Origin of the sequence: Hathewaya massiliensis (genome assembly GCF_902143515.1) — a bacterium.
In the GTDB taxonomy this organism is placed as follows: domain Bacteria; phylum Bacillota; class Clostridia; order Clostridiales; family Clostridiaceae; genus Hathewaya; species Hathewaya massiliensis.
In genome coordinates this window covers 560,171-584,883 of the sequence record NZ_CABFVD010000001.1, presented here as the reverse complement: position 1 = coordinate 584,883, position 24,713 = coordinate 560,171, and the positions used below count along the sequence as shown (strand labels likewise).

General features: G+C 29.7%; 20 protein-coding genes and 1 other annotated feature. Of the genes, 17 read left to right on the top strand and 3 right to left on the bottom strand.

Going from position 1 to position 24,713, the window contains the following annotated elements; genetic code table 11:
• Positions 1 to 156 precede the first annotated feature (156 nt).
• Positions 157 to 2,130, top strand: a complete 1,974-nt coding sequence (locus FNZ64_RS02720) for a sensor histidine kinase (RefSeq protein WP_185903656.1) — start codon at positions 157 to 159, stop codon at positions 2,128 to 2,130.
• 68 nt (positions 2,131 to 2,198) lie between these two features.
• Here FNZ64_RS02720 and FNZ64_RS02715 read toward each other — a convergent pair whose 3' ends face one another.
• Positions 2,199 to 2,447 (bottom strand): metal-binding protein, encoded by a 249-nt coding sequence (locus FNZ64_RS02715; protein ID WP_142413334.1) that lies wholly within the window; start codon positions 2,445 to 2,447, stop codon positions 2,199 to 2,201.
• Between the two features lie 126 nt (positions 2,448 to 2,573).
• On the opposite strand from FNZ64_RS02715, the gene FNZ64_RS02710 reads away from it, so the two are divergent.
• From FNZ64_RS02710 to FNZ64_RS02695, 4 genes are all read left to right on the top strand, one after another.
• Positions 2,574 to 3,149, top strand: coding sequence for a nucleoside recognition domain-containing protein (locus tag FNZ64_RS02710; RefSeq protein ID WP_142413333.1), 576 nt, complete (start codon positions 2,574 to 2,576; stop codon positions 3,147 to 3,149).
• 12 nt (positions 3,150 to 3,161) lie between these two features.
• On the top strand, positions 3,162 to 3,680 hold the full coding sequence (locus FNZ64_RS02705; RefSeq protein ID WP_142413332.1) for a spore maturation protein: 519 nt from the start codon (positions 3,162 to 3,164) through the stop codon (positions 3,678 to 3,680).
• Between the two features lie 248 nt (positions 3,681 to 3,928).
• Positions 3,929 to 4,654, top strand: a complete 726-nt coding sequence (locus FNZ64_RS02700) for an ABC transporter ATP-binding protein (RefSeq protein ID WP_142413331.1) — start codon at positions 3,929 to 3,931, stop codon at positions 4,652 to 4,654.
• Positions 4,647 to 6,341, top strand: a complete 1,695-nt coding sequence (locus FNZ64_RS02695; protein WP_142413330.1) for an ABC transporter permease — start codon at positions 4,647 to 4,649, stop codon at positions 6,339 to 6,341. Before FNZ64_RS02700 ends, FNZ64_RS02695 begins: the two co-directional genes overlap by 8 nt.
• Before the next feature lie 248 nt (positions 6,342 to 6,589).
• Here the strand turns inward: FNZ64_RS02695 and FNZ64_RS02690 are convergent, their stop codons facing one another.
• A complete protein-coding gene (locus FNZ64_RS02690; protein WP_142413329.1) occupies positions 6,590 to 6,826 on the bottom strand; it encodes a hypothetical protein in 237 nt (78 codons plus the stop codon).
• A 375-nt stretch (positions 6,827 to 7,201) separates the two neighbouring features.
• Here FNZ64_RS02690 and FNZ64_RS02685 point away from each other — a divergent pair, with 375 nt between their 5' ends.
• The 7 genes from FNZ64_RS02685 (at position 7,202) to FNZ64_RS02655 (ending at position 15,572) form a co-directional block, all read left to right on the top strand.
• Entirely contained in the window at positions 7,202 to 7,768 is a 567-nt protein-coding gene (locus tag FNZ64_RS02685; RefSeq protein WP_142413328.1) for a helix-turn-helix domain-containing protein, read from the top strand.
• Positions 7,769 to 7,926: 158 nt separating this feature from the next.
• Complete coding sequence (locus FNZ64_RS02680; RefSeq protein ID WP_142413327.1) at positions 7,927 to 8,829, top strand: trans-4-hydroxy-L-proline dehydratase activase; 903 nt, start codon at positions 7,927 to 7,929, stop codon at positions 8,827 to 8,829.
• A gap of 5 nt (positions 8,830 to 8,834) precedes the next feature.
• Positions 8,835 to 11,222, top strand: coding sequence for a trans-4-hydroxy-L-proline dehydratase (hypD, locus tag FNZ64_RS02675; protein ID WP_142413326.1), 2,388 nt, complete (start codon positions 8,835 to 8,837; stop codon positions 11,220 to 11,222).
• A 205-nt stretch (positions 11,223 to 11,427) separates the two neighbouring features.
• Positions 11,428 to 12,240, top strand: a complete 813-nt coding sequence (gene proC / locus FNZ64_RS02670; RefSeq protein ID WP_142413325.1) for a pyrroline-5-carboxylate reductase — start codon at positions 11,428 to 11,430, stop codon at positions 12,238 to 12,240.
• A gap of 66 nt (positions 12,241 to 12,306) precedes the next feature.
• Positions 12,307 to 13,383, top strand: coding sequence for a M24 family metallopeptidase (locus FNZ64_RS02665; protein WP_142413324.1), 1,077 nt, complete (start codon positions 12,307 to 12,309; stop codon positions 13,381 to 13,383).
• A gap of 260 nt (positions 13,384 to 13,643) precedes the next feature.
• A complete protein-coding gene (locus tag FNZ64_RS02660; protein WP_142413323.1) occupies positions 13,644 to 14,579 on the top strand; it encodes a DMT family transporter in 936 nt (311 codons plus the stop codon).
• Between the two features lie 186 nt (positions 14,580 to 14,765).
• Complete coding sequence (locus FNZ64_RS02655; RefSeq protein ID WP_341472622.1) at positions 14,766 to 15,572, top strand: transglutaminase domain-containing protein; 807 nt, start codon at positions 14,766 to 14,768, stop codon at positions 15,570 to 15,572.
• Between the two features lie 123 nt (positions 15,573 to 15,695).
• Positions 15,696 to 15,944, top strand: a binding site (T-box leader).
• A gap of 236 nt (positions 15,945 to 16,180) precedes the next feature.
• Here the strand turns inward: FNZ64_RS02655 and FNZ64_RS02650 are convergent.
• Positions 16,181 to 17,476: an IS110 family RNA-guided transposase gene (locus tag FNZ64_RS02650; protein WP_142413321.1), complete on the bottom strand. Its 1,296-nt coding sequence runs from the start codon at positions 17,474 to 17,476 to the stop codon at positions 16,181 to 16,183.
• A 405-nt stretch (positions 17,477 to 17,881) separates the two neighbouring features.
• On the opposite strand from FNZ64_RS02650, the gene metG reads away from it, so the two are divergent.
• The 5 genes from metG (at position 17,882) to rnmV (ending at position 24,708) form a co-directional block, all read left to right on the top strand.
• The gene (gene metG / locus FNZ64_RS02645) at positions 17,882 to 19,843 is read left to right on the top strand and encodes a methionine--tRNA ligase (RefSeq protein ID WP_142413320.1); all 1,962 of its coding nucleotides are present in this window, start codon (positions 17,882 to 17,884) and stop codon (positions 19,841 to 19,843) included.
• A 252-nt stretch (positions 19,844 to 20,095) separates the two neighbouring features.
• On the top strand, positions 20,096 to 21,610 hold the full coding sequence (locus FNZ64_RS02640) for a DUF445 family protein (RefSeq protein ID WP_142413319.1): 1,515 nt from the start codon (positions 20,096 to 20,098) through the stop codon (positions 21,608 to 21,610).
• Positions 21,611 to 21,748: 138 nt separating this feature from the next.
• Positions 21,749 to 22,513, top strand: coding sequence for a TatD family hydrolase (locus FNZ64_RS02635; protein WP_142413318.1), 765 nt, complete (start codon positions 21,749 to 21,751; stop codon positions 22,511 to 22,513).
• A 549-nt stretch (positions 22,514 to 23,062) separates the two neighbouring features.
• The gene (locus FNZ64_RS02630; protein WP_243129177.1) at positions 23,063 to 24,004 is read left to right on the top strand and encodes a 3D domain-containing protein; all 942 of its coding nucleotides are present in this window, start codon (positions 23,063 to 23,065) and stop codon (positions 24,002 to 24,004) included.
• Between the two features lie 161 nt (positions 24,005 to 24,165).
• Positions 24,166 to 24,708, top strand: a complete 543-nt coding sequence (gene rnmV, locus FNZ64_RS02625) for a ribonuclease M5 (protein WP_142413316.1) — start codon at positions 24,166 to 24,168, stop codon at positions 24,706 to 24,708.
• The last annotated feature ends 5 nt before the right edge of the window (positions 24,709 to 24,713 follow it).

Below are 24,713 nucleotides of genomic sequence, written 5' to 3'. Positions count from 1 at the left end.
AATGAAAAACCTTGAAATAAAAGTACTATTTTAATAAGTATAGGTGCTTTTTTCGAGGTTTTTCTATTTCTAATCTTTACTACTTTGGTAAAAAATAATATAATATAATGGTATATGTATAATAGTGTATAAAGGGTGAGGGGATTGAATGCTTTTATGGAAGCCTTAAAGAATAATAAGGATATGTTTTTAAACAGGGAATTTAACATGTTTTTTTCTAATGAAGATAATAATCTTATGGTGGATTCCTGCTTTGATGGAAAATTTTTGATGAATAGTTTGTTAGATGAAATATATGAGTTTTCTAAGGATAGTGAAGAATATTTCTTTAATAAAAATCTTTTACAATACTTGGGGCAGTATGGGAGAGAAACTTCATTTAAACAGTTAATACACCTATTAAAAGTTAGTAAGAGAAATATAATAAATGAATTTATGAATAAAAATATATTAGAATCTAAATTAATTAAATATATTATTACTTGTAATGATTTTTTTGATAAGTTAGAAGAAAAATGCTATGATAACTACTACAATAATTCATATAGTATGCTTCATGTTGATGAGATAACAAGTAAGCTTCATATGCTTATTTTTACATTTTCAAATAATGAGTTTAAATATATGAATTCTGCATCGGAAGAATTCATGGGGTATACTTTAGATGAATTAAATAATAAGGGAATATACAATTTATGTTCTAAGGAGTATTTAAGCGACTTAAAAAATATCTTAAAAGATGAAGAAAGAAATGAACCGGTTCACTTGGAAATTAAGCTTAAGGATAAACAGGAAAAATATAAATGGCTACATTTAAGCACTTTAAATTTTAATGTAGCAGGAGAACATTATAAGTTATTAATGGGTATAGATATAACTTATAAAAAGCTTATAGAGAATGAAATTAAAAATAGTGAAGAAAGGTATAAGGAAGTACTGGAGTTTATTCCAGATCCAGTTGTTATATGTGTAAAAGGCAGAATTGAATATGCAAATAAAGCTGCTCTTAACCTTGTGAATAAAAAGCAATTAAAAGATGTGGAAGGAAGAAGTTGTTTTGACTATGTATCCATAAATAAGAAAATAAAAAAAACACTTATTCATAATATTACTGAACTAGAAAATAAAGTAGAGTCAGAGGCTATAGTAGTAAGAACCAAGAGAAATGATGATAAGAAGATATTTTATTTGGAAACTAAAGCTGTGTCTATGACTTATGAAGGGAATAAAGCGGTTTTAGGAATTCTAAGAGATGTAACTCAAAAAAAGAGAATGGAGAGACTTGAAAAGAAATTTCTTGAAAAAACATTATTATTAAAACAAGCAAGAGAGTTAGATAAAATAAAATCAGAGATATTTGGTAATATATCACATGAAATAAGAACACCATTAAATATTATATTTTCTGTAAATCAGTTGATGTCAAAGCTATCAGAGGAAGAAGCAGAAACTAAAATAAAGGATACAAAGTTAAAAGAATACATAGGTATGTCTAGTCAAAATTCCTATAGAATATTAAGGCTTGTAAATAACATCATAGACCTTAGCAGAGTTGAATTAGGATATATGCCTATGGAATTAAAGTCATACAATATAGTAGAAGTTATAGAGGAGATTACAACTGCAGTAGCAAATTTCCTACAGTATAAGGATATTACTGTGATTTTTGATACGAATGTAGAAGAGAAAATCATGTGTTTTGATTTAGAAAAAATAAAAAGGGTTATGCTAAACTTGCTATCTAATTCTATAAAATTTTCTTCTAAGGGTGGTGAGATTTTAGTAACTTTAAAAGCACAGAAAAAAAATGTTAAGATTTCTGTAAAAGACAATGGCGTAGGAATACCTAAGGATAAACAAGAAGAAATATTTGATGCTTTCACCAGAGTAGACAGGTCTTTTACTAGAATGGCTGAGGGGACAGGTATAGGACTTTCAGTTGTAGGTGCATTTGTTAGACTTCATGGTGGAAATGTATATGTAAATAGTGAGTATGGTGTTGGAAGTGAATTTATTATTGAAATACCTTGCACTAATTATAACTTGCAAGAAGAAAATACTATATATAATTTTAACTTTGAAGAAGAAAAAGATATGTTAAACGTTGAGTTTTCAGATATATATAATTAATTATAGAGGACTTATCTAAGAAATTTTTAATTTCAAATGGATAAGTCCTTTATAATTAAACTGATTTTTTAGTGTATTATGGTTTTAGTTTTATTTATAACTAACTCTTCTTTTTTAAAATATGGTGCTAGAAAAACAAATAGTTTTTCATGACCACAATTCTCACAAATGCAATAACAAAAATGATGTGGAGTATCTTGTATAAATTCTATATCCATTTCATCTATTTTAAAGTTATGTCCACAAAACTCACAAGGAGTACCGTGTATTATGGAGTATTCACTTTCTATATAATCCATGTTGTCTTTTTGAAGCATGTTTTCCTCCTATATAATAAGGTTTATTATATTTTATCCTAACATTAAAATAAATTAAAAACAAGGAAAATTTCTATAAACCCTCTCATATAAATTACTATACCAATAAACATGGAGGGAAATTTTTTGATTAATATAATTTGGTTTATTTTAATTTGTGGGGGCATAGTCTTTGGAATTTCTAATGGTAGCGGAGAAGCTCTGTCAAAGGCCATAGTAGGTTCAACGGGTTCAACGGTGGAGCTTATTATAAGTCTTTTAGGTGTTTTGGCTCTTTGGTGTGGGATTATAAAGATTTTACAAGAAAGTGGAATAATGAAGTTATTAGCTAAACTTCTAAGGCCTATATTAAGGGTGATTTTTAAAAAGGAGGGGAGAAGTGAAGAGGCAATGGAAGCTATTATTATGAACTTAACTGCCAATATGATGGGTATTTCCAATGCGGCTACTCCAGCGGGGATTAAAGCTATGGAAGAAATGCAAAAGCAAAACCCTGATAAAAAAAGAGCTACAGATGATATGGTTAAGTTTTTAGTTTTAAATGCTACTTGTATTCAGCTTCTTCCCACAACCATTATTTCTGTAAGAGCTGCTTATAATTCTAAAAATCCAGCTATAATAATTTTACCTGCCATTATTTCAACGGCTATTGCTTCTATAGCTGGCATAATATTTTGTAAAATACTACAAAAATATTTTTAGGAGGGGAAGGATATGAGTATTACAAAAAGCTTAGTTCCAATAATAATAGGAGGAACTGTTTTTTGGGGATTAATAAAAGGTGTTAAGGTTTATGAGTGTTTTGTAGAAGGGGCAAAGGAAGCTTTGAGCATTTGTCTTAAAATTTTTCCTTATTTATTAGCTATGCTTTTAGCTGTTTCAATTGTAAGAGCTTCTGGTGCTTTAGATTTTTTTATAGGGGTTTTGGGTAAAGGAACTTCAGTTATAGAGCTTCCGGGAGAAGTATTGCCCTTGGTTTTAATTAAACCACTTTCAGGTAGTGGGGCTTTAGGGGTTTTTACTGAGATAATTAAAAACTATGGACCTGATACTTATATAGGCATATTAGCTTCTATTATAATGGGAACTACAGAGACTATATTTTATACTGTTTCTATATATTATGGCTCTATTAAAATAAAGAAAATTAGACATACGCTTTGGGCTGCGCTTTTAGCTGATATGGTAGCTATTATAGCTGCTATATATTTTACTAAGTTATTACTTATGTAAATCAATTAATCAATGATCAATTATGAATTATCAATTAAAGCAATAATTATAAATTGAATTTTTTAATTATGCGAGACGTTACATATGTAAGGCATTACATATGTAAATTATAATATATGAAACCAATAATCTTAATAATACCTTAAAAAACATCCTTACCATATTGTATAGAAATGTGTTTTATGATAGTATATTTACAAATATTTCATTAGATAGTTAATAAATCATAATCAAGGGTGGTGGCATACGTGATAGAAATAAAAGCTGTGGATAAATCTTATAATGGGAAAAATAAGGTGATTGATAATTTAAATCTTACTATACCAGATGGGAGGATTTTTGGGTTTTTAGGTCCCAATGGAGCAGGGAAAACTACTACTATAAAGATGATTACAGGAATTATAAGTCCTAATAGTGGAAGTATAACCATAGGTGGAAAGGATATAGTTAGGGAACCTTTAGAAGCAAAAAAACTTTTTGGTTTTGTTCCAGATAGCCCTGATATATTTTTAAGGCTAAAAGGAATAGAATACTTAAATTTTATGGGAGATGTATACGAAGTACCAACAGAAATTAGAAAAGAAAGAATAGAAAACTTATCAAAAAGGTTTTCTATGGAAAATGCCTTAGGAGATAGAATTCAAAGCTATTCTCATGGTATGAGACAAAAAATAGTTATAATGGGTGTTTTAATTCATGATCCTGAGGTTTGGATATTGGATGAACCTTTAACAGGGTTAGATCCTAAGTCATCCTTTACGTTAAAAGAAATGATGAGGGAGCATGTTGAAAATGGTAAGACTGTATTATTTTCAACTCATGTTTTAGAAGTTGCTGAAAAACTTTGTGATATTGTTGCCATTATAGATAAAGGTAAGATACTTTATTCTGGAGATTTAGAAACCTTAAGAAAAGAACATAATGAAAGTAAGTCTTTAGAAAACATTTTCTTGGAGCTTACACAAAATGAATAAGGTTATTACTTTAACTAAGGTTCTTTTAAGAAATGGCAACGCAGAGTTTAATAAGAGTGGATTAAGTAGTAAAAAGAAAAAAGGTGTTTTATCAAAAATTACAGGAATTGGACAAATAATATTGATGTTATTGATTTTTACTCCGTTTGCTTTCTCTTTATATGCAGCAGGGGAACAGATTTATTATGCACTAAAACCACTTAATCAGCAAAGTTTTGTATTATCCTTTGGCATATCATCATCTATAATGTTGGTTTTTATATTTGGAATAATATACTCAATAAATGTATATTATTTTTCAAATGACTTAGAAATAGTACTTCCTCTACCTTTTAAATCCTCTGAAATTGTTTTGAGTAAGTTTCTAACAGTTTTAATGTATGAATATTTGACAGTTCTTATTTTATTTTCACCTTATATTGTTTTATATGGGGTTAAGGAAGGGATTACATTTACTTATGTTTTATATTCAATTATAGTATTTTTATTTATTCCTATAATTCCTCTATCCTTAAGTGGGGTTCTTTGTATGCTTATAATGAGTTTTACACCGTTCATTAAAAACAAAGAGAGATTTAGATTTATAAGTAGTATTGTTGTATTTGGATTTGTTATGGTGATGAATGTTTATATGCAAAGTTTTCAAGGGGGTTCAGATGGGAATGTAGGGGTTCAAAGACTTGTTACTAGTGGTAATATGTCTATAATAATGGGCATAAACAAGTATATATTAACAAATACATTTGCTATAAAATCCTTAATATTTAATAGGGAAGTTACAGGTGTATTAAATCTTATTTTATTTATAAGTGTTTCTATGTTGATGCTATATATTTTTATAATATTTGCTGAAAATCTTTATTTTAAGGGGGCAGTTGGAAGCACAGAAGTAACATCAAAGAGAAGATTACTAACTCATAGTGAAATTAGCAAGGGTTCTAAGGGAAAATCCCAATTATACTCATATTATTTAAAGGAATTAAGACTTTTAATGAGAAGTCCTGTATACTTTCTAAATTGTGTTTTAATGGATTTTGTATTTCCTCTATTTATTTTAATTCCATTTGTAATACAAGAGGGTTCTTTTAAATTTTTAGGAGAGTTAAGGAGTATGATGAATGGCAATGACGGGAAGTGGTCTTTAGTATTATCTATAGCCCTTGGGGTTTCTTTGATTATTTGTGCTATGGGGCCTGTAAGTGCTAGTAGCATATCAAGGGAAGGCAAAGATATATCATTTAATAAGTTTATTCCTATGGACTACAAAACACAGATATTATCAAAGATTTTATCTGGTATAACTATTAACTTTCTTGGGGTTATATTTTTCTTTATAATTTTCTGTTTTGTATTCTTACCTAATATAAAGCTTGGGTTATTTATATTAGTTCTTATGTCTTTAGGAATAGTCTTTGGAAATCTAATAGGAATATTAAGTGATATTATACATCCAAAACTCCTTTGGGAAGAGGAGCATAAACCTGTTAAACAGAATTTTATGTTAGTTATTTATGTATTTATATTAATTCCATTAGCTGGAGTACCATCATTTGTTGTAATTAATACTAATTTAAATTACAATATGATTTTTATACTGTTTTCTCTTGGGGTAATCTTGTTAAATATTATTCTTTGGGTTGTAATTAAAAGTATAGGGATTAAAAAATTAAAAAGTATTGAGATATAAGCATTAAACAGTAATAACATTATAAGTATTAAGTAGTAATTAGATTATAAATATTAAATAATATATAAATATTAAATAAGGAGGTGAATTCATTTATATGAATTCACCTCCTTTTATATGATGACTATCCGACCTAATACTCCAATTGCATTCTTTGAAAGTGATTCCTACCAAATGGAAGATTTGGACTTTCAGCTTCTCTTCAAAGTGGGAGAAAAAAGCGGCTAGGTTCATGTATAAGAATTAGTTTATTTTTTATACATACAACTGTCCAAAATTTTTTCGATTTTTTCTTTGAATTTTCCTAAGGATTTTTTGCTATAGTCTGAAGCGTTAATTTTGGTTACCTCTTCTTTTATTCTTAAAACTAATTCATCGTAATCTTTTTTATAATTTGTTTTATTAGAACTTTTCTCTTTCTCTGAATGATCCAACTTTTTATGTTTCACATTGTTAATCTTTTGATTATCTTTTTTTATTCCCAATAATATCACCTCCAAGTATTTTAAAATTCTATATAAGATATAGTATGAAGGAGAGAGTGAAAGTGGGAAAGGAAAATATAAGTAATAAAGACTAATAACTTTAATTAGAAGCTAATATATTTATTTAAAAGGCATATGCTCCAAGATTCTAGATTATACTAAAAATATATAGAGTTATTTCCATTTCATATAGGTAAAAAGGATTTCATTTTTAGAAAAAAACTAATAAAAACTGTAGATTTTTTAAATTTTTAATAGTATAATAATAGTGAAAAGAAAAAGAATTGTTAAACAATCTTTTAACAATTAAATACATATAAGATATACATAAGCTAAGAAATATAATTAGGATGCATGGTGAAAGGGAAAATTATTATGACATCAGATATTGGAAGTAAGATAAAAGAATTAAGAAATAGTAGAAAGATGACTTTAAAGGAACTGAGTTCTCAGACAGATTTATCAATAGGTTTTTTATCACAATTAGAAAGAGGACTAACTACTATAGCTATTGATTCCTTAGAAAAAATAGCAGTTATCTTAGGGGTTGACTTATCTTACTTTTTTGTTATTCCTAAAGATAAAAAAGGGAGTATATTAAGGGGTTATGAAAAGGAAGTGTTTCAAGTTGTAAATTCAAAGTTTATAACTTATCACTTAAGTAATGACTTAGAGAATAAAAACTTAATGCCAAGAATAATTGAACTTCTTCCTGGAAATGAGGAAGAGTGTGTAAATTCTTATCAACATGATGGAGAAGAGTTTGTGTATGTACTAGAGGGAATTTTAACTTTATTCCTTGATAAAAATAGATCTGAGCTTTATCCCGGAGATAGTGCTCATTTTGATTCTAAATCACCTCATAACTGGGTTAACTATACAAATAAGATTGTGAGAATTCTGACAGTTCACACACCAAATGCTTTTAAGAATATGAGATAAATAGAGTTATGCTTCTAGTGATGATTTACTTCAACTGAGGTTTAGAAATACTTATCCAGGAATTCATTCATTCTTTACTATCAATTTGAAAAATAGGGCAGTACTAGAGTGGGGAGTCATGGGTAGATAATTATTAATATAAAAAAGGGGATGCTATTTTGAAGAAGGGGACAGTTTTTAATATACAGAAATACTCAGTACACGATGGTCCAGGAATAAGAACTACAGTGTTTTTAAAAGGATGCCCTTTAAATTGCTGGTGGTGTCATAATCCTGAAAGTCAAAGGCTAACAAAACAAATAATGTATTTCCAAAATAAATGTGTTTCTTGCGGTACTTGTGTAAAATGGTGCAAAGAGAATGCATTATCTTTACAAGATGGAAGAGTAATCATAGATGAAAACAAGTGTACTCTTTGTGGAATGTGTACAGATGCCTGTCTTAAGGGAGCATTAGAAATAGCTGGAGAGGAAATTACAGTAGAAGAGCTAATGAAAAATGTTTTAAAAGATCAAATATTCTATGATCAATCAAAAGGTGGGGTAACTTTCTCTGGAGGAGAACCAATGGTTCAAATTGATTTCTTAGAAGAGGCTCTTAAGCAATGTAAAGAGCATGAGGTTCACACTATAATAGATACCTGTGCTCATGCACCATGGGAAAGTTTTGAAAGAATATTACCTTATACAGATTTATTCTTATTAGATTTAAAGCATATAAATAGTGAAGAGCATAAGAAATACACAGGGGTTGGCAATGAGCTAATACTACAAAATATTAAAAAACTATCTGACTTAAGGAAAAACTTATTTATTAGAATGCCTATAATCCCTGGAGTAAATGATTCAAAAGAAACTATTGATGATACAATTAGGTTTCTAAAAGGGATTAACATGATGCAAGTAAATCTTCTACCATATCATAAAATGGGTATGGATAAATATAAAAGATTAAATGAAAAATATAAGCTGGAAGATTTAAAAGAACCAACACCTAAACAAATGAAGGAAATTTCAGAATATTTCAAAGAAAATGGGCTAAATGTAAAGATAGGGGGTTAATTATTATGTTAGAAAAAACTGAAAGAGTTAAAAAGTTAAGAGAACAAAGTGTGAAGGCGGTACCTTATATCTCTCTAGAAAGAGCAAAGCTTGTAACAGAAGTTTATAAAGAGTACCAAGGGGCTGTTCCAACCCCAATTTTAAGAGCTTTAGCTTTTAAAAACCTTATGGAAAAGAAAACCTTATGTATTAATGATGGGGAACTAATTGTTGGTGAAAGAGGAGAAAAACCTGCAGCAACTCCAACTTATCCAGAATTATGCTGTCATACTGTTGAAGACTTTGACATTATGGACAGACGTGAAAAGATTTCCTTTAAAGTTTGTGATGAAGATAAAAAATATCAAAAGGAAGAAATCATACCTTTCTGGGAAAAAAGAGCAATGCGTCATGTACTTTTAAGTCAAATGCCACAAGATTGGCATGATATCTATGAAGCAGGTATAATAACTGAGTTCATGGAACAAAGAGCGCCAGGGCACACAGTTGCTGATGACAAAATGTATAATAGAGGATTTAAGGATTTTAAAGCTCAAATAGAAAGTGAAATTGCTAAATTAGATATATATAATGACCCAGAATTCTACGAAAAGAAAGCTCAATTAGAAGCTATGGCTATCTGCTGTGATGCAATAATCACTTACGGTAAGAGATATGCTGAATATGCAAGAGAGTTAGCAGCAAAAGAAGCAGATCCAGTAAGAAAAGAAGAATTACTTGGAATTGCTGAAAGATGTGATTGGGTTCCAGAAAATGCACCAAGAAACTTTGCAGAAGCTCTTCAAATGTACTGGTTTGTGCACCTAGGCGTTATAACTGAACTAAATACTTGGGATTCATTCTGCCCAGGAAGATTAGATCAACACTTAAATCCATTCTATAAGAAAGAAATAGAAGCTGGAACATTAACTAAGGAAGAAGCTTTTGAATTATTAGAATGTTTCTGGGTTAAATTTAACAACCAACCAGCTCCACCAAAAGTAGGTATAACTTTAGAGGAAAGTGGAACTTACACAGACTTCTGTAATATTAACCTTGGTGGATTAACTAAGGATGGTAAAGATGGTGTTAATGAGGTAACTTATTTATTACTAGATGTTATAGAAGATATGAGATTATTACAACCAAGTTCAAACGTTCAAATTAGTAAGTTAAATCCAGATAAATTTATAAAAAGAGCTGCTAAAATAGTAAGAACTGGATTTGGACAACCATCAATGTATAATGTTGAAACTGTAATAGCAGAAATGCTAAGAGTAGGAAAAACTATAGAGGATGCTAGATGTGGTGGTATTAGTGGATGTGTTGAAACAGGTGCTTTTGGTAAAGAGCGTTATTCATTAACTGGATACTTTAACCTACCAAAGATTCTAGAAATAACTTTAAATAATGGTATAGATCCAAACACTGGAAAGCAAATAGGTCTTAAGACTGGAGAGGTTACTGAATTCAAGACTTTTGAAGAATTATTTGATGCTTATGAAAAGCAAATAAATCATTTTGCTGATATTAAGATAAAAGGTAACCAAATAATTGAAAAATTATATGCTATAAGAATGCCATCACCATTTATGTCAATAGTTATAGATGATTGTATAACTGATGCTAAGGACTATAATGCAGGTGGTGCTAGATATAACACTAGATATATCCAAGGTGTTGGTATCGGAACAATTACTGATGCTTTAACTTCAATTAAATACAATGTATTTGATAAGAAGAAATTTACTATGGAAGAATTACTACAAGCCCTAAAAGATAACTATGAAGGTCATGAAGTAATTCATAACATGGTATTAAATAAAACACCAAAATACGGAAATGATGATGACTATGCAGATGATATTATGCAAGATGTATTTAATGCATATTTCAATGCTATAGATGGAAGAGTAGCACCAACTGGGGCAACTTATAGAATAGACATGTTACCAACAACTTGTCACGTTTACTTTGGTAAGGTTACAGGAGCTACTCCAGATGGAAGAGTTGCTCGTAAACCTCATACAGATGGTATTTCTCCATCTAAGGGAGCAGATAGAAATGGACCAACTGGTGTTATTAAATCAGCATCAAAAATGGATCATGTGAGAACTGGTGGTACATTATTAAACCAAAAATTCACTCCATCTGTTTTAGCAGGAGAAGAAGGTTTAGAAAAAGTTAAAGATTTAGTAAGATCTTACTTTGTATTAGGTGGTCACCACATTCAATTTAACGTTGTAGATAGACAAACATTGCTTAATGCTCAAAAGAATCCAGAAGAATACAATGATTTAATTGTTCGTGTTGCTGGATATAGTGATTATTTCAATAACTTAGACAAGGTTCTTCAAGATGAAATAATAGATAGAACAGAACAAAGTATTGAATGTGACTCATGTGGATGTTAATCTTAGTAAAATAAATTTATAATTGATAAAAAAAATACACAAAATACTCTAAATTTGATAATAATTATACAAATTAAATAAAAAAAGTAGTATAATAAAAATAGTGAGAAAATTCTATAGGTATCAGAGTCAATATTTTGACTTTGATACCTAATATTTTGGGTATTTAAAATATACTTAATAATTACAAGGGGAGGCATTTTAAATGAGTTATAATATTGGTTTTATAGGGTGTGGTAACATGGGCCGCGCAATGATGGGAGGAATACTTAAATCAGGTTTGGTGGAAAACTCAAACATATATGTTGCTGATTTATTTAAACCTTCTTTAGAAAAGGCACAATCAGAATATGGAGTTAACACAACTACAGACAATAAAGAGGTTGCAAAAAACGCAGATGTACTAATTTTATCTATAAAACCTAACATTCTTGACATAGTAGCAAAAGAAATAAAGGACATTATAAAAAAAGATTGTATAATAGTTAGTATAGTTGCTGGAAAGACTATAGAGCATTTAGAAAATGCATTTGGAAAAGAGTTTAAAGTTATAAGAACAATGCCAAATACGCCTGCGTTAGTCGGAGAAGGAATGTCAGCATTGTGTGGTAATAAGAATATTGCAGAGTCAGATCTTGAAAGAGTAAAAAGTATATTCTCAAGTTTTGGAGGAGTTGAAGTTCTTCCAGAATATTTAATCGATGCATTTGTTTCTGTAAGTGGTTCTTCACCAGCGTATGTATTTATGTTTATAGAGGCAATGGCAGATGCTGCAGTTTGTGATGGAATACCAAGAGATAAAGCATATAAAATAGCTGCTCAAGCTGTATTAGGTTCAGCTAAAATGGTTCTTGAAACAGGAAAACATCCAGCTCAATTAAAGGATATGGTATGTTCTCCAGCAGGAACAACTATAGAAGCTGTTGAAGTTTTAGAAGAAAAAGGCTTTAGACATGCAGTTATGTCTGCTATGAAAGCTTGCACAGCTAAATGTAAGGAAATGGCTGAAAATAAGTAAGTACTATTCAATGTCTTTTATTATTTTTGATGTGGTGTGATAATAATATTTAAGGAGGATGAATAAATGAGCAGAGTTGAAAGACTTGTGGAATTAATGAAAAAGAATTCTCTAGACTCCATGTTTATTATGAAACTTTCAAATGTTAGGTATGTTAGTGGATTTACGGATGAGGCTTCATATTTACTTGTTACTAAAAATAATAATTACTTTTTAACAGATGGAAGATTTACAGAACAAGCTGAAAAACAATGTCCAGAATTTAAGGTTTTAAATTGGAGAAATGTTGGTGGATCCATAGGGGAATGTGTTAAAGTTATATTAACTGATTGGGAAAAAGATATTAAAAACATTGGATTTGAAAAGGACAAGGTTACCTTTGGACTATATGAAGGGATAAAAAATTCTAATCCAAAGGTTGAAATGGTTCCTACTGCTGGTTTAGTAGACGGTTTAAGATATGTTAAGGATGCAGAAGAAAAGAAATTTATGATCGAAGCTGCTAGAATTGCAGATAAGGCTTTCGGGGAAATTTTAAATTTTGTTAAGCCTGGAATGACTGAAAATGAAGTAGCACTTCAACTAGAGTATTTCATGAGAAAAGAAGGGGCAGAAGGTGTTTCTTTTGACACCATACTTATTTCAGGGGCTAAAACATCCTTATTACATGGTAAACCAGATGATAAAGTTATAGAAAATGGAGAATTTTTATTAATTGACTTTGGGGCTTTATATAATGGATATCACTCTGATATGACTAGAACTATAGCAATTGGTGAACCGGATGAAAAACAAACTGAAGTTTATAATCTAGTTAGAAAAGCAGAGGAGGAAGCTGTTAAAACTGTTAAAGCGGGTGTTAAGACAGATGTTCCAGATAGTAAGGCTAGAGAAATATTAGATAAATATATTGAATACTATTATTCGGGAATAGGACATGGTGTAGGTTTAGAATTGCATGAGGAACCTTTTATAAGTAACGTAGGTAATAGGATTTTTGAAAAAGATTGTATAGTTACTGTAGAACCAGGTATATATATTCCAGGATGGGGTGGAGTTAGAGTTGAGGATTCTGTTATAGTAACAGAAGATGGTTGTGAAATAATAACTCACGCACCAAAGGATTTAATCGTTATAAAATAAACGTAACTTTGTTAAATGAATAGCACTAAAATTTATTTTGGCAGAAAATTAATACCATATAAATTTGGTGCTATTTATTTTTCATAAAATCTATTATAATTAAATACGAGAAAAATTATCCGATGGGTATACGCTCGAATGCTTTCTTTTTTCAAATTGGGAGAAAAGAGCAGCTATGCCTTTGGATAATGAGTTCTAAACTTCAAATGAGAAGAGATTTTCTTTAAAGTTAAGAACTCTGTTTATAAGGAGGGAATTTAATGGATACCACAGTTGAAAAAAATAAGAAGGCTTTGATGGCAGATTTATCTTTACTTTTATGTGCTATTATTTGGGGAATTGGATTTGTTGCAACAGATGTATCTTTAAAGGAAGGAATTAAACCATTATATACTATGACAATTCGCTTTACTATTGCATTTAGCTTACTTTCCATAGCTTTTTTTAAGAAGGTAAAGCAAATTACTAAAAAAGATTTAAAAGCGGGAGTTATTGTGGGAACAGTACTATTTTTAGCATTTGCCCTTCAAACTATAGGATTGCAATACACAACCCCTGGTAAACAATCTTTTTTAACAGGATTGTATGTTGTTATAGTTCCATTTCTTTATTGGGCTATTACTAAGAAAGCACCAGATAAATATACTTTTATTGCTACAGGACTTTGTCTTTTAGGAACATCACTTCTTACGTTAAATGGGAGTTTTAGTATAGCGAAAGGGGATACTTTAACCTTAATTTCAGCAGTATTTTTTGCAGCTCATATTGTACTTATTGGATATTTTATAAAGGATACAGATCCTGTAATACTAACTATCCTTCAAATGGGTATGGCAGCAATTTTATCTTTAATTTTTGCAATTATAACAAAAGAACAAGTGCCAACAAATATTTCAACAAAAGGTTGGCTTGCTGTATTATATTTAGGCTCTGTTAGTACAATGATTGCATATATAATACAGAATGTAGCACAAAAATATACATCTTCAACCCATGCAGCTATAATTCTTTGCCTAGAAACCGTTTTCGGGTCAGCGTTTTCTGCGATATTATTAAAAGAAAGTTTTACACCTAAAATGATTTTAGGATGCTCAATAATATTTGTAGCCTTAATTACAGCTGAAACTAAGCTAAGTTTTTTAAAGAGAAAAAAAGAAGTCTTATTAGAAAAAGAAGAATTATTAGAAGAAAAATAGTTAGTAGAAAAGAAATAGTTATTAAAATTATAAAAGCCACAGTTTTTAAACTGTGGCTTTTAATATGGGGTTAGCACAGAAAAAGTATGTGCCTTCATATGGGGGGATACATATATAATTAGGGGGATCATATATGTATTTATAGTATTGACCAAAAATAGATTTTTAAACATGATTTAGAATAAAATTTTAACTTTTAATATAAAATACGATACACCATTAGAAGAGCTAAAAAAAATAAGAAAAGTTAATGACGAGGCAAATAGAATTATAGATGAGGTTACCCACCCTAATATGACTGATTTTGAGAAGGAATTAGCTCTCCACGATTATATAGTTAAAACAGTTGAATATGATAAAAGTGTACTTGACTCAAATGAGCTTAAAAAATATATACCAGAAAATCATAGTCCATATGGACCAATAATATTACACAAAGGTGTTTGCGAGGGATATGCAAAGGCAATGTTTGTATTATTAAATAAGGCTGGAGTTCAGTGTGAAGTTGTAGTTGGGGAAGGCATAAATAGTTTAGGTAAAAGTTTAGGTAAAGGTGGACATGCTTGGAATATAGTTAAGTTAGATGGCGAGTGGTACAATTTGGATGTCACTTGGGATGATCCAGGAGTAAATATAGATGATTCTATAAGTTATGTGTATTTTAATTTAACTGATGAGGAAATTAAAAGAGATCATATTAGGGATGAGCGTTCATTAAAAGAATATCCTCAATGTAAGGGTACTAAATATAGTTTTATTAATATGTCCCCTGATACAAATGTAAAAGTTAGTAATAAGGAAGAGCTAAGAAAAGTTTTATATGATATAGTAAAAAACAAAAAAGAAATTATTAATATCAGGTTTGAAGGTTTAAAAATTACCATGGATGAACTTGATAAAGAAACTTGGAAAATTGATGGGTTTCCAATGAAGAGTTCTTCATATTATATGGATGGAGGATATGTAAAATCTATTGAGTATAAATTTTATTAGTAATAAATATATCAGAATTAAAATCAAAAACTACAATTTTTGATATGAAATCTCTGTATTTAATTATAGTACCTTGACATAATATAAAGTATACTATAATATATTAATAAGTAATTGATAAAGTAAAAGACTATGAAGAGAAGAGTAGTAAATAAAAGTGTTTAAAGAGAGCCAGAATAGGTGAAAGCTGGTAACATGGAAGTTTATGAAAATGGCCTCGGAGTCTATTGCTCAAGCCTATGGTGAGGGCATTACGTTTGCAGACGTTATACTGCAAGGTGATAATCTTTTTTATAAAGACGTCACTTATGGAGACCTTTACAGTGATGTAAGGGTAAAATAGAGTGGTAACGCGTAATCTACGCCTCTAAGTGTAATGCTTAGAGGCTTTTATTTTTTTTTATAAGGCTTTATTAGACAATCTTGTCCATATGATGAAGTGACTTTCATATAAACATTTGCCTCTAACACAGCCTTTTATAATCATAAAGACCAGCTAGTAAAAGTCAATAAGTTTTTATGAAAATTTTTATTTATAAAAATAGGCATCACAAAAAATCCATTGAAAAACACGAACAATGGAAAATGATTCCTAATTATTTTAGCCGTTAGGCTGCTTGTTTTGAGTTGTTGTTTAGGTACATTTTTGAATGTATTTTGGGGTCACGTAGTTCATACTCTTTTTGATTTTTAAGAATAGAGAATATGTAGTTAATTAACTTATGCATTATTGCAACTAAGCCTACTTTTTTCTTTTTATCTTTCATATTCTCATTATAGAAATTTAGGAGAACTCTATTTATAGGTTCACCATTTCTGTTCTTACGTATGGATGCTAACGCGACAGCGTATAAGGCCCTACGGCCTATTCTGGTACCTCGTTTAGACATGGCATTTCTGTCACTGTTAAACTTACCAGATTGGCTAACAGAAGAATCTAAGCCAAAATAAGCAACTAAGTGCTTAGGTTTAACAAAGCCTTTTATATTGCCAATTTCACTCATTATTGTGATGGCAGTTAGTTCTCCAACACCTGGTATTGAGTAAAGTAATCGCACATTTTTCTTAAATTCATCAGAGATCCTATTGCTACGCATTAATAGATGAATTTCAGTTAATAGATTTCCAATTTGGATTTCTAGTGCTTCTATTACTGCGATAGTATTAATTATTTTTACAAATAGACTTGGTGATTTAAGACCAATGTAAGCAGCTTCTTCAGCAGCATCATATAGCTTTTTATAAGTTTTTTCACTATGTGCTAGTCCTTTTCTAGAAGTTGTTGAAATGAGGTTAATAAGTTCATCTCTATCAGCACTTAAAACTGCTTCAGGACTAGAATATTTTTTTAATATAGCTATTGATGTTTTACCAGTAATGTCTGAAAAGACAGAGCTATAACTAGGAAAAATAACTCTTAAATCAGTAGAAAGCTTCTTTTTAAACGTAGATTTGCTATCAGTAAATTTATAGTAATCTCTACAAAGAGACTTTAAAGTGTAAATTTCAACATCAAAATTAGAAGAATATTTAACATTTTGAAATTTACCTATAGTAGCAATGGTTAATGCATCTTTTTTATCATTTTTCACTTTTCTTATGTCACCATTCTTGTTACAATTAGTAATGAGTGGATTAAGGATACATACTTCAAATGTATCTTTAAGAAAGTGGAAAAGAGTAAGATGGTATACACCAGTAGATTCCATGAAAATTGCCGTTTTCATGTTAAACTCTTCTTCCGCTTTTTTTATTTGATCTACTAGGTAATCAAAACCATTTCTATTATGCATAATCTTAAAAGACTTTCTATAAACTTCACCGTCAGGTGCTAGTATAGCAACTACCGAAAAGTCTGCTGATATATCAATTCCAACTGTTGGTCTATAAAAAAATTTACTCATATTTATTATCTCCTTTATTTTGAGATAGAATAGATATTCCATTTCTATCAGTAATTCTATAACCTTGTCTGTGACACGGGTAGTTCCAAATTGGAAACCCAACCAGCTAAACATAGAGTTCTCACTGATGGAATGATACGCTTTTTTACGGGTATTAATGACTCGATAGAGTCACTTCCCAGGAGGAAACCATCTATCTTCTATTCAGGAGATATTATATCAAAATATTTAACTGTATAGGTTTCAATTTAGATTTAATAGAAAACTTAATTTAGGTATGAAATAAACGCTCTATCGGGCAGAAATAATTAGAACAATAATAAAAAGATTTGTCTTAATGTTCATTAGAATAATAGATAGTTTTCTATTGAATGTTATGACTACATTATACAAGGAGGAATTAAAATGAGTGAAAAGAAACCTTTTTATATTACAACGCCTATATATTATCCATCAGCAAAGCTTCATATAGGTAATACTTATACTACAGTTGCTGCTGATGCATTAGCTAGATTTAAAAGATTAACTGGTCATGAGGTAATGTTCCTAACTGGAACTGATGAACATGGTCAAAAGATACAAAGACTTGCAGAGAAAAAGGGTGTATCTCCAAAGGAATATGTAGATGAAATAGTAAGTGGAATAAAAAAGTTGTGGGATATAATGGACATTAAATATGATAAGTTTATTAGAACTACTGATGATTATCATATGGAAACTGTATCTAAAATATTTAAGAGGTTATATGATCAAGGAGATATTTATAAGAGTTCTTATGAAGGGTTATATTGTACACCTTGTGAATCATTTTGGACTGAAACTCAAGCAGAGGGCGGAAAATGTCCTGATTGCGGAAGACCTGTAGAAAACACAAAGGAAGAAGCTTACTTCTTTAAAATGTCAAAGTATGCTCCTAAACTTATTGAGTATATAGAAAGCCATCCAGAGTTTATTCAACCAGAGTCTAGAAAAAATGAAATGTTAAATAACTTTTTAAAACCAGGATTACAAGACTTATGTGTGTCTAGAACATCTTTTAATTGGGGAATACCTGTAGAATTTGATAAGGGCCACGTGGTTTATGTATGGATAGATGCACTTTCAAACTATATTTCAGCTTTAGGATATGAAAATTCTAAGGATAAATTAATGGAAAAATATTGGCCAGCAGACCTGCACTTAGTAGGAAAGGACATAATAAGATTCCATACTATTTATTGGCCTATTATGTTAATGGCACTAGACTTACCTCTTCCGAAGCAAGTTTTTGGTCATGGATGGTTAATGCTTGAGGATGGAAAGATGTCAAAATCTAAAGGGAATGTTGTAGATCCTGAAATGCTTGTAAACCATTTTGGAGTGGATGCTGTAAGATATTATCTTTTACATGAAATTCCTTTTGGGGCAGATGGAATATTTAGTAATGAAATCTTTATTAAAAAGACAAATTCAGATCTTGCAAATGACCTTGGAAATTTAGTTTCAAGAACAGTTACTATGATTGATAAGTATTTTGATGGAGAAGTTCCAGCAATTTCTGAGAGAGAATCTATAGATGAAGAACTTATTTCTCTTGCGCTACAAACTCCAAAGGAAGTAGAAGAAGCTATTGATAATTTAAGAATTCCTTCAGCACTAGACGCTGTTTGGAAATTAATTAGAAGAACAAATAAATATATAGATGAAACACAACCTTGGGTTTTAGGAAAAGATGAAGATAAAAAAGCTAGACTTGCTACAGTATTATATAATTTAAGTGAATCTATTAGATTTACTTCAGTGCTTTTAAGTGCTTTTTTACCACAAACTAGCGAAAAGATAAATGAGCAATTAGGTATAAAAAATACTTCTTTTGAAAGTTTAAAAGAATTTAACGGAACTATTGAAAAGACTAAGGTAAATAAAAATGGCGTAATTTTCCCAAGAATAGATGTGGAAGCTAAACTTTCAGAGCTTAATAAAATATCAGAAGAACAAAGACAAAAAGCAAAGGAAGCTTTAGGATTAGAAAAGACACAAGAAATGCTACCTATTAAAGAGGAAATAAGCATTGATGATTTTGAAAAAGTAGATTTAAGACTTGCAAAGGTTTTAGAATGTGAGCCAGTTAAAAAGACAGATAGACTTTTAAAATTTAAATTAGATTTAAGTGGAGAAACAAGACAAATAATATCTGGTATTGCTAAGTTTTATAAACCAGAAGATCTAATAGGAAAGTATGTTATAATCGTAGCTAATTTAAAACCTGCAAAATTAAGAGGCGAACTATCACAAGGAATGATTTTATCTGTAGCTACTAATGATGATACTGATCTTACTATAGCAACAATCAATAAGAATCTTCCAACAGGAAGTGTTGTAAGATAGTAGTGTTGTAAGAGATAGTAATGTATAGATAACTCTGAGTATTATATCCACTCAGAGTTATTTCAATTTTAATAATTTATTCCATGGATATCCATTCTAATATTTACTATAAAGCGAAGAGAGCTTTGTTTATTAGAGAACAACGAATTATATATGTCTTAATTTACTAAGCTTATGTATAAGTTGACTAATATATGAAAACATAGTAAAACATATATATTGATGTTTATTTAAATACAAGAGGTGAAAAATATGAAGTACGTAGTTTCTATAATAGTAGGTGCAGTTATTGGGTATTTTACCAACTGGCTTGCTATAAAAATGTTATTTAGACCACATGAGGAGAAGAGGGTTTTTGGGGTTAAAGTTCCTTTTACTCCAGGGCTTATACCTAAAGAGAGATATAGAATTTCTAAAAGTGTAGGGGATGCCATAGGAGAGTATCTATTAACAGAGGATACAATTAGTAAGTCTTTAAAGAAGGTTGAGGTTAAAAATGCCTTTAAAAATCTTATTTTAAATAAGCTGTCTTACTTGATTAAAGAGGATAATAAGACTGAAGAGGTATTAAAAAGTATATTTAAGCAACGATATGAAGGTTTAAAGTCAGGAGTTATTAAAAAAATAAGTAATGTTTTACTTTCTTATATTAGAAGTGAAGAGGTTAAGGAGAAAATTTATATAGCCATAGAAAATGAATTATTACCTTCAATTAATGTTCCATTATATGATTACTTTTCTAGTGAAAAGGGGAGGAATATAAAAGATACATTAATTAAGGAAGTTTCTCTTTCTTTAGAATCTAATAGCTTCAAAGAAAATATAAATAAAGTTATTAAGGAAAAGATTAATAATAAAATAGAGAGTAATGAAAAAGTTAAGGAAGTAATTCCAGAAGATATGCTAGACATGGGGAAAACCTATGCATATAATCATAGAGACGAAATTGTAAATGAAATAAAGACCTTCATACAAAAGAAGGATATGGAAGATAACATTAAAGATATTTTAACAGATGCTATACGTAATAAATTAAATCCTATGGTAGCTATGTTTATAAATGTAGATAGTTTATATGAAAAAGCTATGCCAATTATTTTAGAAAATTTAGAAAAAGAAAAATTTAAAATGCAACTTATTTCATTTATAAATAAGGAAATAGATAAAATTAAGGAAAAAGAGGTTTCAGAGATTTTATCTGAACTTTCTTTAGAAGAGGTAGAAAAGCTTCAAAATACATTTTCGCATATGATTCAAAGTAAACTTTTAAATGAGAAGTTAGTTAAAAACTTATTAAATACTTTAGAAGACGAACTTCATAAAAATGAAGTTACTATAGAGGATTTATGCAATAAATTGAAAATTAATGGAAAAGAAATTTATACTAATCTATATGATAAAATAATAAATTCTAAAGAAATAGAAATTAATATTGAAAATGCTCTTATAAAAGTAGTTAACAATTTACTTCAAAAAAATGTGAAGGAATTAATTCACTTAGAATATATATATGAATATTTTAAAGAATCAGATCAGTGGATAGAGAGTATTTATAATAAAGTTTTTGATGCACAAGGTACAGAAATTATTAAAGCATTAAACATTTCAGAAATGGTAGAAGAAAAACTAAATGAACTTGATGTTGAATTTACTGAAAAAATTATACTAGATATTGCAAATAAGGAATTAAAGGCTATTACATGGCTTGGAGGTCTTTTAGGAGGAATAATAGGTATTATAACTCCTATTATTAACAGTATTTTTTAGAAATTATACAATGCAAAGGCTTAAAGTTTTACACCTATGGAGGTCATAGCAAGACTATCAATTCAATACTCCTTGTTCTTTAAAGTAAGAGTAAGGAGGGGATAGGTTCTTGGAGTTAGTTATAGAGGAGGAGAGGAAATGATTTTTGATTCACATGCACATTATGATGATGAGAGCTTTAATGAAGATAGATATGAACTTTTAGAAAAGTTAAACAAGGAAAAAGGAATAGTTGGAATTTTAAATTGTGGCTCATCTATAGAGGGGGCAAGAGCTTCTTTAGAGCTTGCCAATAAATATGATTTTATATATGCAGCTGTAGGGGTTCATCCAGAGTATGCACATATGGTAGATGAAAAAGTGTTGCAAGAGATTAAGAAGATGGCTAAAAATAGTAGAGCTAAAGCTATTGGAGAAATAGGCTTAGACTATTATTGGGAAGAAAATCCACCAAGAGAGGTTCAAATAGAGGCTTTTAAAAAGCAAATGGAACTTGCAAGAGAGCTAAAATTGCCAGTTATAATTCATGATAGGGAAGCTCATAAAGATACTTTAGATATAATTAAGATGTATAAAGAAGTAACAGGTGTTGTTCACTGCTTTTCAGGAAGTGTAGAGTTTGCAAAAGAGTGTTTAAAAGAGGGATACTACATCGGATTTACAGGGGTTGTAACTTTTAAAAATGCTAAAAAAATCTTAGAGGTTTTAAAAGAGGTTCCTTTGGATAGAATATTAGTAGAGACAGATTGTCCTTACATGGCTCCAGTACCTTATAGGGGAGAGAGAAATAGATCAGACTATATCCAGTATGTAATTGAAAAAATTGCTGAAGTAAAAGAATTAACTACAGAAGAAGTGGAAAAAATTACAATAAAAAATGTTAAAAATTTTCTTAAACTATAGCCAGGGAAAAAAAACTATGCTATAATACACTAAGCTTTAAAAATAAGTGTAAATTTTTCCATATGTTATTATCCCATGACTATTCCATGGAGTCTTCCACTGCACTCTGTAAAAGTGACTTATACGAAATCAAAGATTTGGATTTTCTGATTTTTTTCAAAGTGGAAGATTAAAACAACTAGAGCACTGAATAAATATTTGTCATGTAGGATAAATTAGGAGATCATTTGGAGAGATTTTTCTTTTCTTAGTAATTATATGAATATGATGTACATATAATTATTACAAGCTAGATAAATAAACCTTCTAATGAATCCATAAATCATACTTTGTGGGTTAAATATGCTATTAAAGCATTTTATAACTAAAGAATTTTGCCCTGTTTGACGTATAAAATAAATTAGGGTATAATACACAAAGACCTTTGAAGGAGGGAAAAAAATGAATATGGTGTCGAAAGAAAAGCTCAAAAACTACTTTTCCCAAATACCAAAAACCCTTTTGATTTTCGTATTAATCCTGACATGTGCGACTTTGACAGTTTTTAAGATGAGAAAAACCATAACAGTGACAATAGATAATAACAAAATAGAAGTAACAACATTAAGTAGTAATCTTGAAAAGATTTTAAATGAAAACAATATTGCCTTAGCAGAAGGTGATTGGATATCTGTTCCAGTGAACAGTAATATTAAACATGGAGATGATATAAATATCAAGAGTGCAGTCAATGTTTCTCTATCTGTTGATGGACAACAGTTAAAGTTAAAAACTGTAAAAGATACAGTTGAAGAAGTATTAATGGAGAGAAACATTAAATTAAATAAACTAGATAAAATATCTCCAAAGTTAGAAGAGAAAGTTAAAGAAGGGTTAAATGTAAGTATTACAAGAGTAGAAGAAAAAATACTTGAAAAAAGGGAAAAGATTAATTTTTCTAAAGAGGTTAAGAAGACTGATAAGTATGAGACTGGAACTAAAAAGCTTATCCAAGGTGGAGAGCTAGGAGAAAAATTAATATCTACAAAAGTTATATATGAAAATGGAAAAGAAGTTTCAAGAAAAGTGGTAGGTGAAAAGGTTACTAAAAAACCTATCAATGAAGTTCTAGCAGTGGGGACTTTAAATTTAGTTAGGCCATCACGTGGTTCTAAGACTCTTCCTGCTATGAATTATTCAAGAAAATTAAAGGTTAGGGCAACAGCATATACTTCAGACTATAATCATTTAGGTTATAGAGATGATCCTTATGCAGGAATGACAGCTAGCGGAAAAAGGGCAAAAAGAAATCCAAATGGTTACAGTACTATAGCTGTAGACCCAAGAGTTATTCCTTTAGGTACAAAGGTTTATATAGAAGGTTATGGATTAGCTATTGCTGAAGATACGGGGGGCGCTATAAAAGGTAACAAAGTTGACCTTTATATGGATACTTACCCTCAAACCCAAAATTGGGGTGTTAGAACTGTAGACATGTACATTTTACAATAATGTAAGTTATTCCATTTATAAAAATGGTTGAAAGAGGATAGGTAGTATGTACCTATCCTTTTCTTTTTCCTATATTAAGTTTAATATGAATTTAAAGTTTTATATATTTGTAGTATAATTAAATGGTTTAATATTTTTTATTAGTTTTTGGAGGAAGTTTTATGATAAAAGAAGTAATTGTGGTTGAAGGACGAGATGATGTTACTGCTGTAAAGAAAGCCGTAGATGCAGAGATAATATCTGTTGGTGGATTTGGTATAAATAAAGAAGTTATAGATAAAATTAGAGAAGCACAGAAAAGGTGTGGAGTAATTGTGTTTACAGACCCTGACTTTGCAGGAGAGAAAATTAGAAAAATCATATCTAAAAGAATACCAAATGTGAAACACGCTTATATAGCACAAGAAGATGGTTTAAAAGATGGGGATATAGGAGTTGAAAATGCTTCTCCTGAGGTTATATTAAAAGCTCTTAAAAATGCTAAGTTTGAACTAAGAGAAAAGAGAAGTTTTTTTAACATTGATGATATGATATATTTTGGACTTACAGGACAAAATGACTCTAAGAGGAGAAGACAACTTTTAGGCAAAGAATTAGGCATAGGATATGGGAATACAAATCAATTTATAACTAGGTTAAATAATTATGGTATTAGTAGAGAAGAATTTGTAGAAGCTATGGAAAGAGTGAAAGAAAACATTTAAAGGAG

Excerpts from the sequence above, each read along its gene's own strand:
- FNZ64_RS02720 (WP_185903656.1), top strand. The coding sequence starts at position 157 with ATGGAAGCCTTAAAGAATAATAAGGATATGTTTTTAAACAGGGAATTT.
- FNZ64_RS02715 (WP_142413334.1), bottom strand. The coding sequence starts at position 2,447 with ATGCTTCAAAAAGACAACATGGATTATATAGAAAGTGAATACTCCATA.
- FNZ64_RS02705 (WP_142413332.1), top strand. The coding sequence starts at position 3,162 with ATGAGTATTACAAAAAGCTTAGTTCCAATAATAATAGGAGGAACTGTT.
- FNZ64_RS02695 (WP_142413330.1), top strand. The coding sequence starts at position 4,647 with ATGAATAAGGTTATTACTTTAACTAAGGTTCTTTTAAGAAATGGCAAC.
- FNZ64_RS02685 (WP_142413328.1), top strand. The coding sequence starts at position 7,202 with ATGACATCAGATATTGGAAGTAAGATAAAAGAATTAAGAAATAGTAGA.
- hypD (WP_142413326.1), top strand. The coding sequence starts at position 8,835 with ATGTTAGAAAAAACTGAAAGAGTTAAAAAGTTAAGAGAACAAAGTGTG.
- proC (WP_142413325.1), top strand. The coding sequence starts at position 11,428 with ATGAGTTATAATATTGGTTTTATAGGGTGTGGTAACATGGGCCGCGCA.
- FNZ64_RS02665 (WP_142413324.1), top strand. The coding sequence starts at position 12,307 with ATGAGCAGAGTTGAAAGACTTGTGGAATTAATGAAAAAGAATTCTCTA.
- FNZ64_RS02660 (WP_142413323.1), top strand. The coding sequence starts at position 13,644 with ATGGATACCACAGTTGAAAAAAATAAGAAGGCTTTGATGGCAGATTTA.
- FNZ64_RS02650 (WP_142413321.1), bottom strand. The coding sequence starts at position 17,476 with ATGAGTAAATTTTTTTATAGACCAACAGTTGGAATTGATATATCAGCA.
- metG (WP_142413320.1), top strand. The coding sequence starts at position 17,882 with ATGAGTGAAAAGAAACCTTTTTATATTACAACGCCTATATATTATCCA.
- FNZ64_RS02640 (WP_142413319.1), top strand. The coding sequence starts at position 20,096 with ATGAAGTACGTAGTTTCTATAATAGTAGGTGCAGTTATTGGGTATTTT.
- FNZ64_RS02635 (WP_142413318.1), top strand. The coding sequence starts at position 21,749 with ATGATTTTTGATTCACATGCACATTATGATGATGAGAGCTTTAATGAA.
- FNZ64_RS02630 (WP_243129177.1), top strand. The coding sequence starts at position 23,063 with ATGAGAAAAACCATAACAGTGACAATAGATAATAACAAAATAGAAGTA.
- rnmV (WP_142413316.1), top strand. The coding sequence starts at position 24,166 with ATGATAAAAGAAGTAATTGTGGTTGAAGGACGAGATGATGTTACTGCT.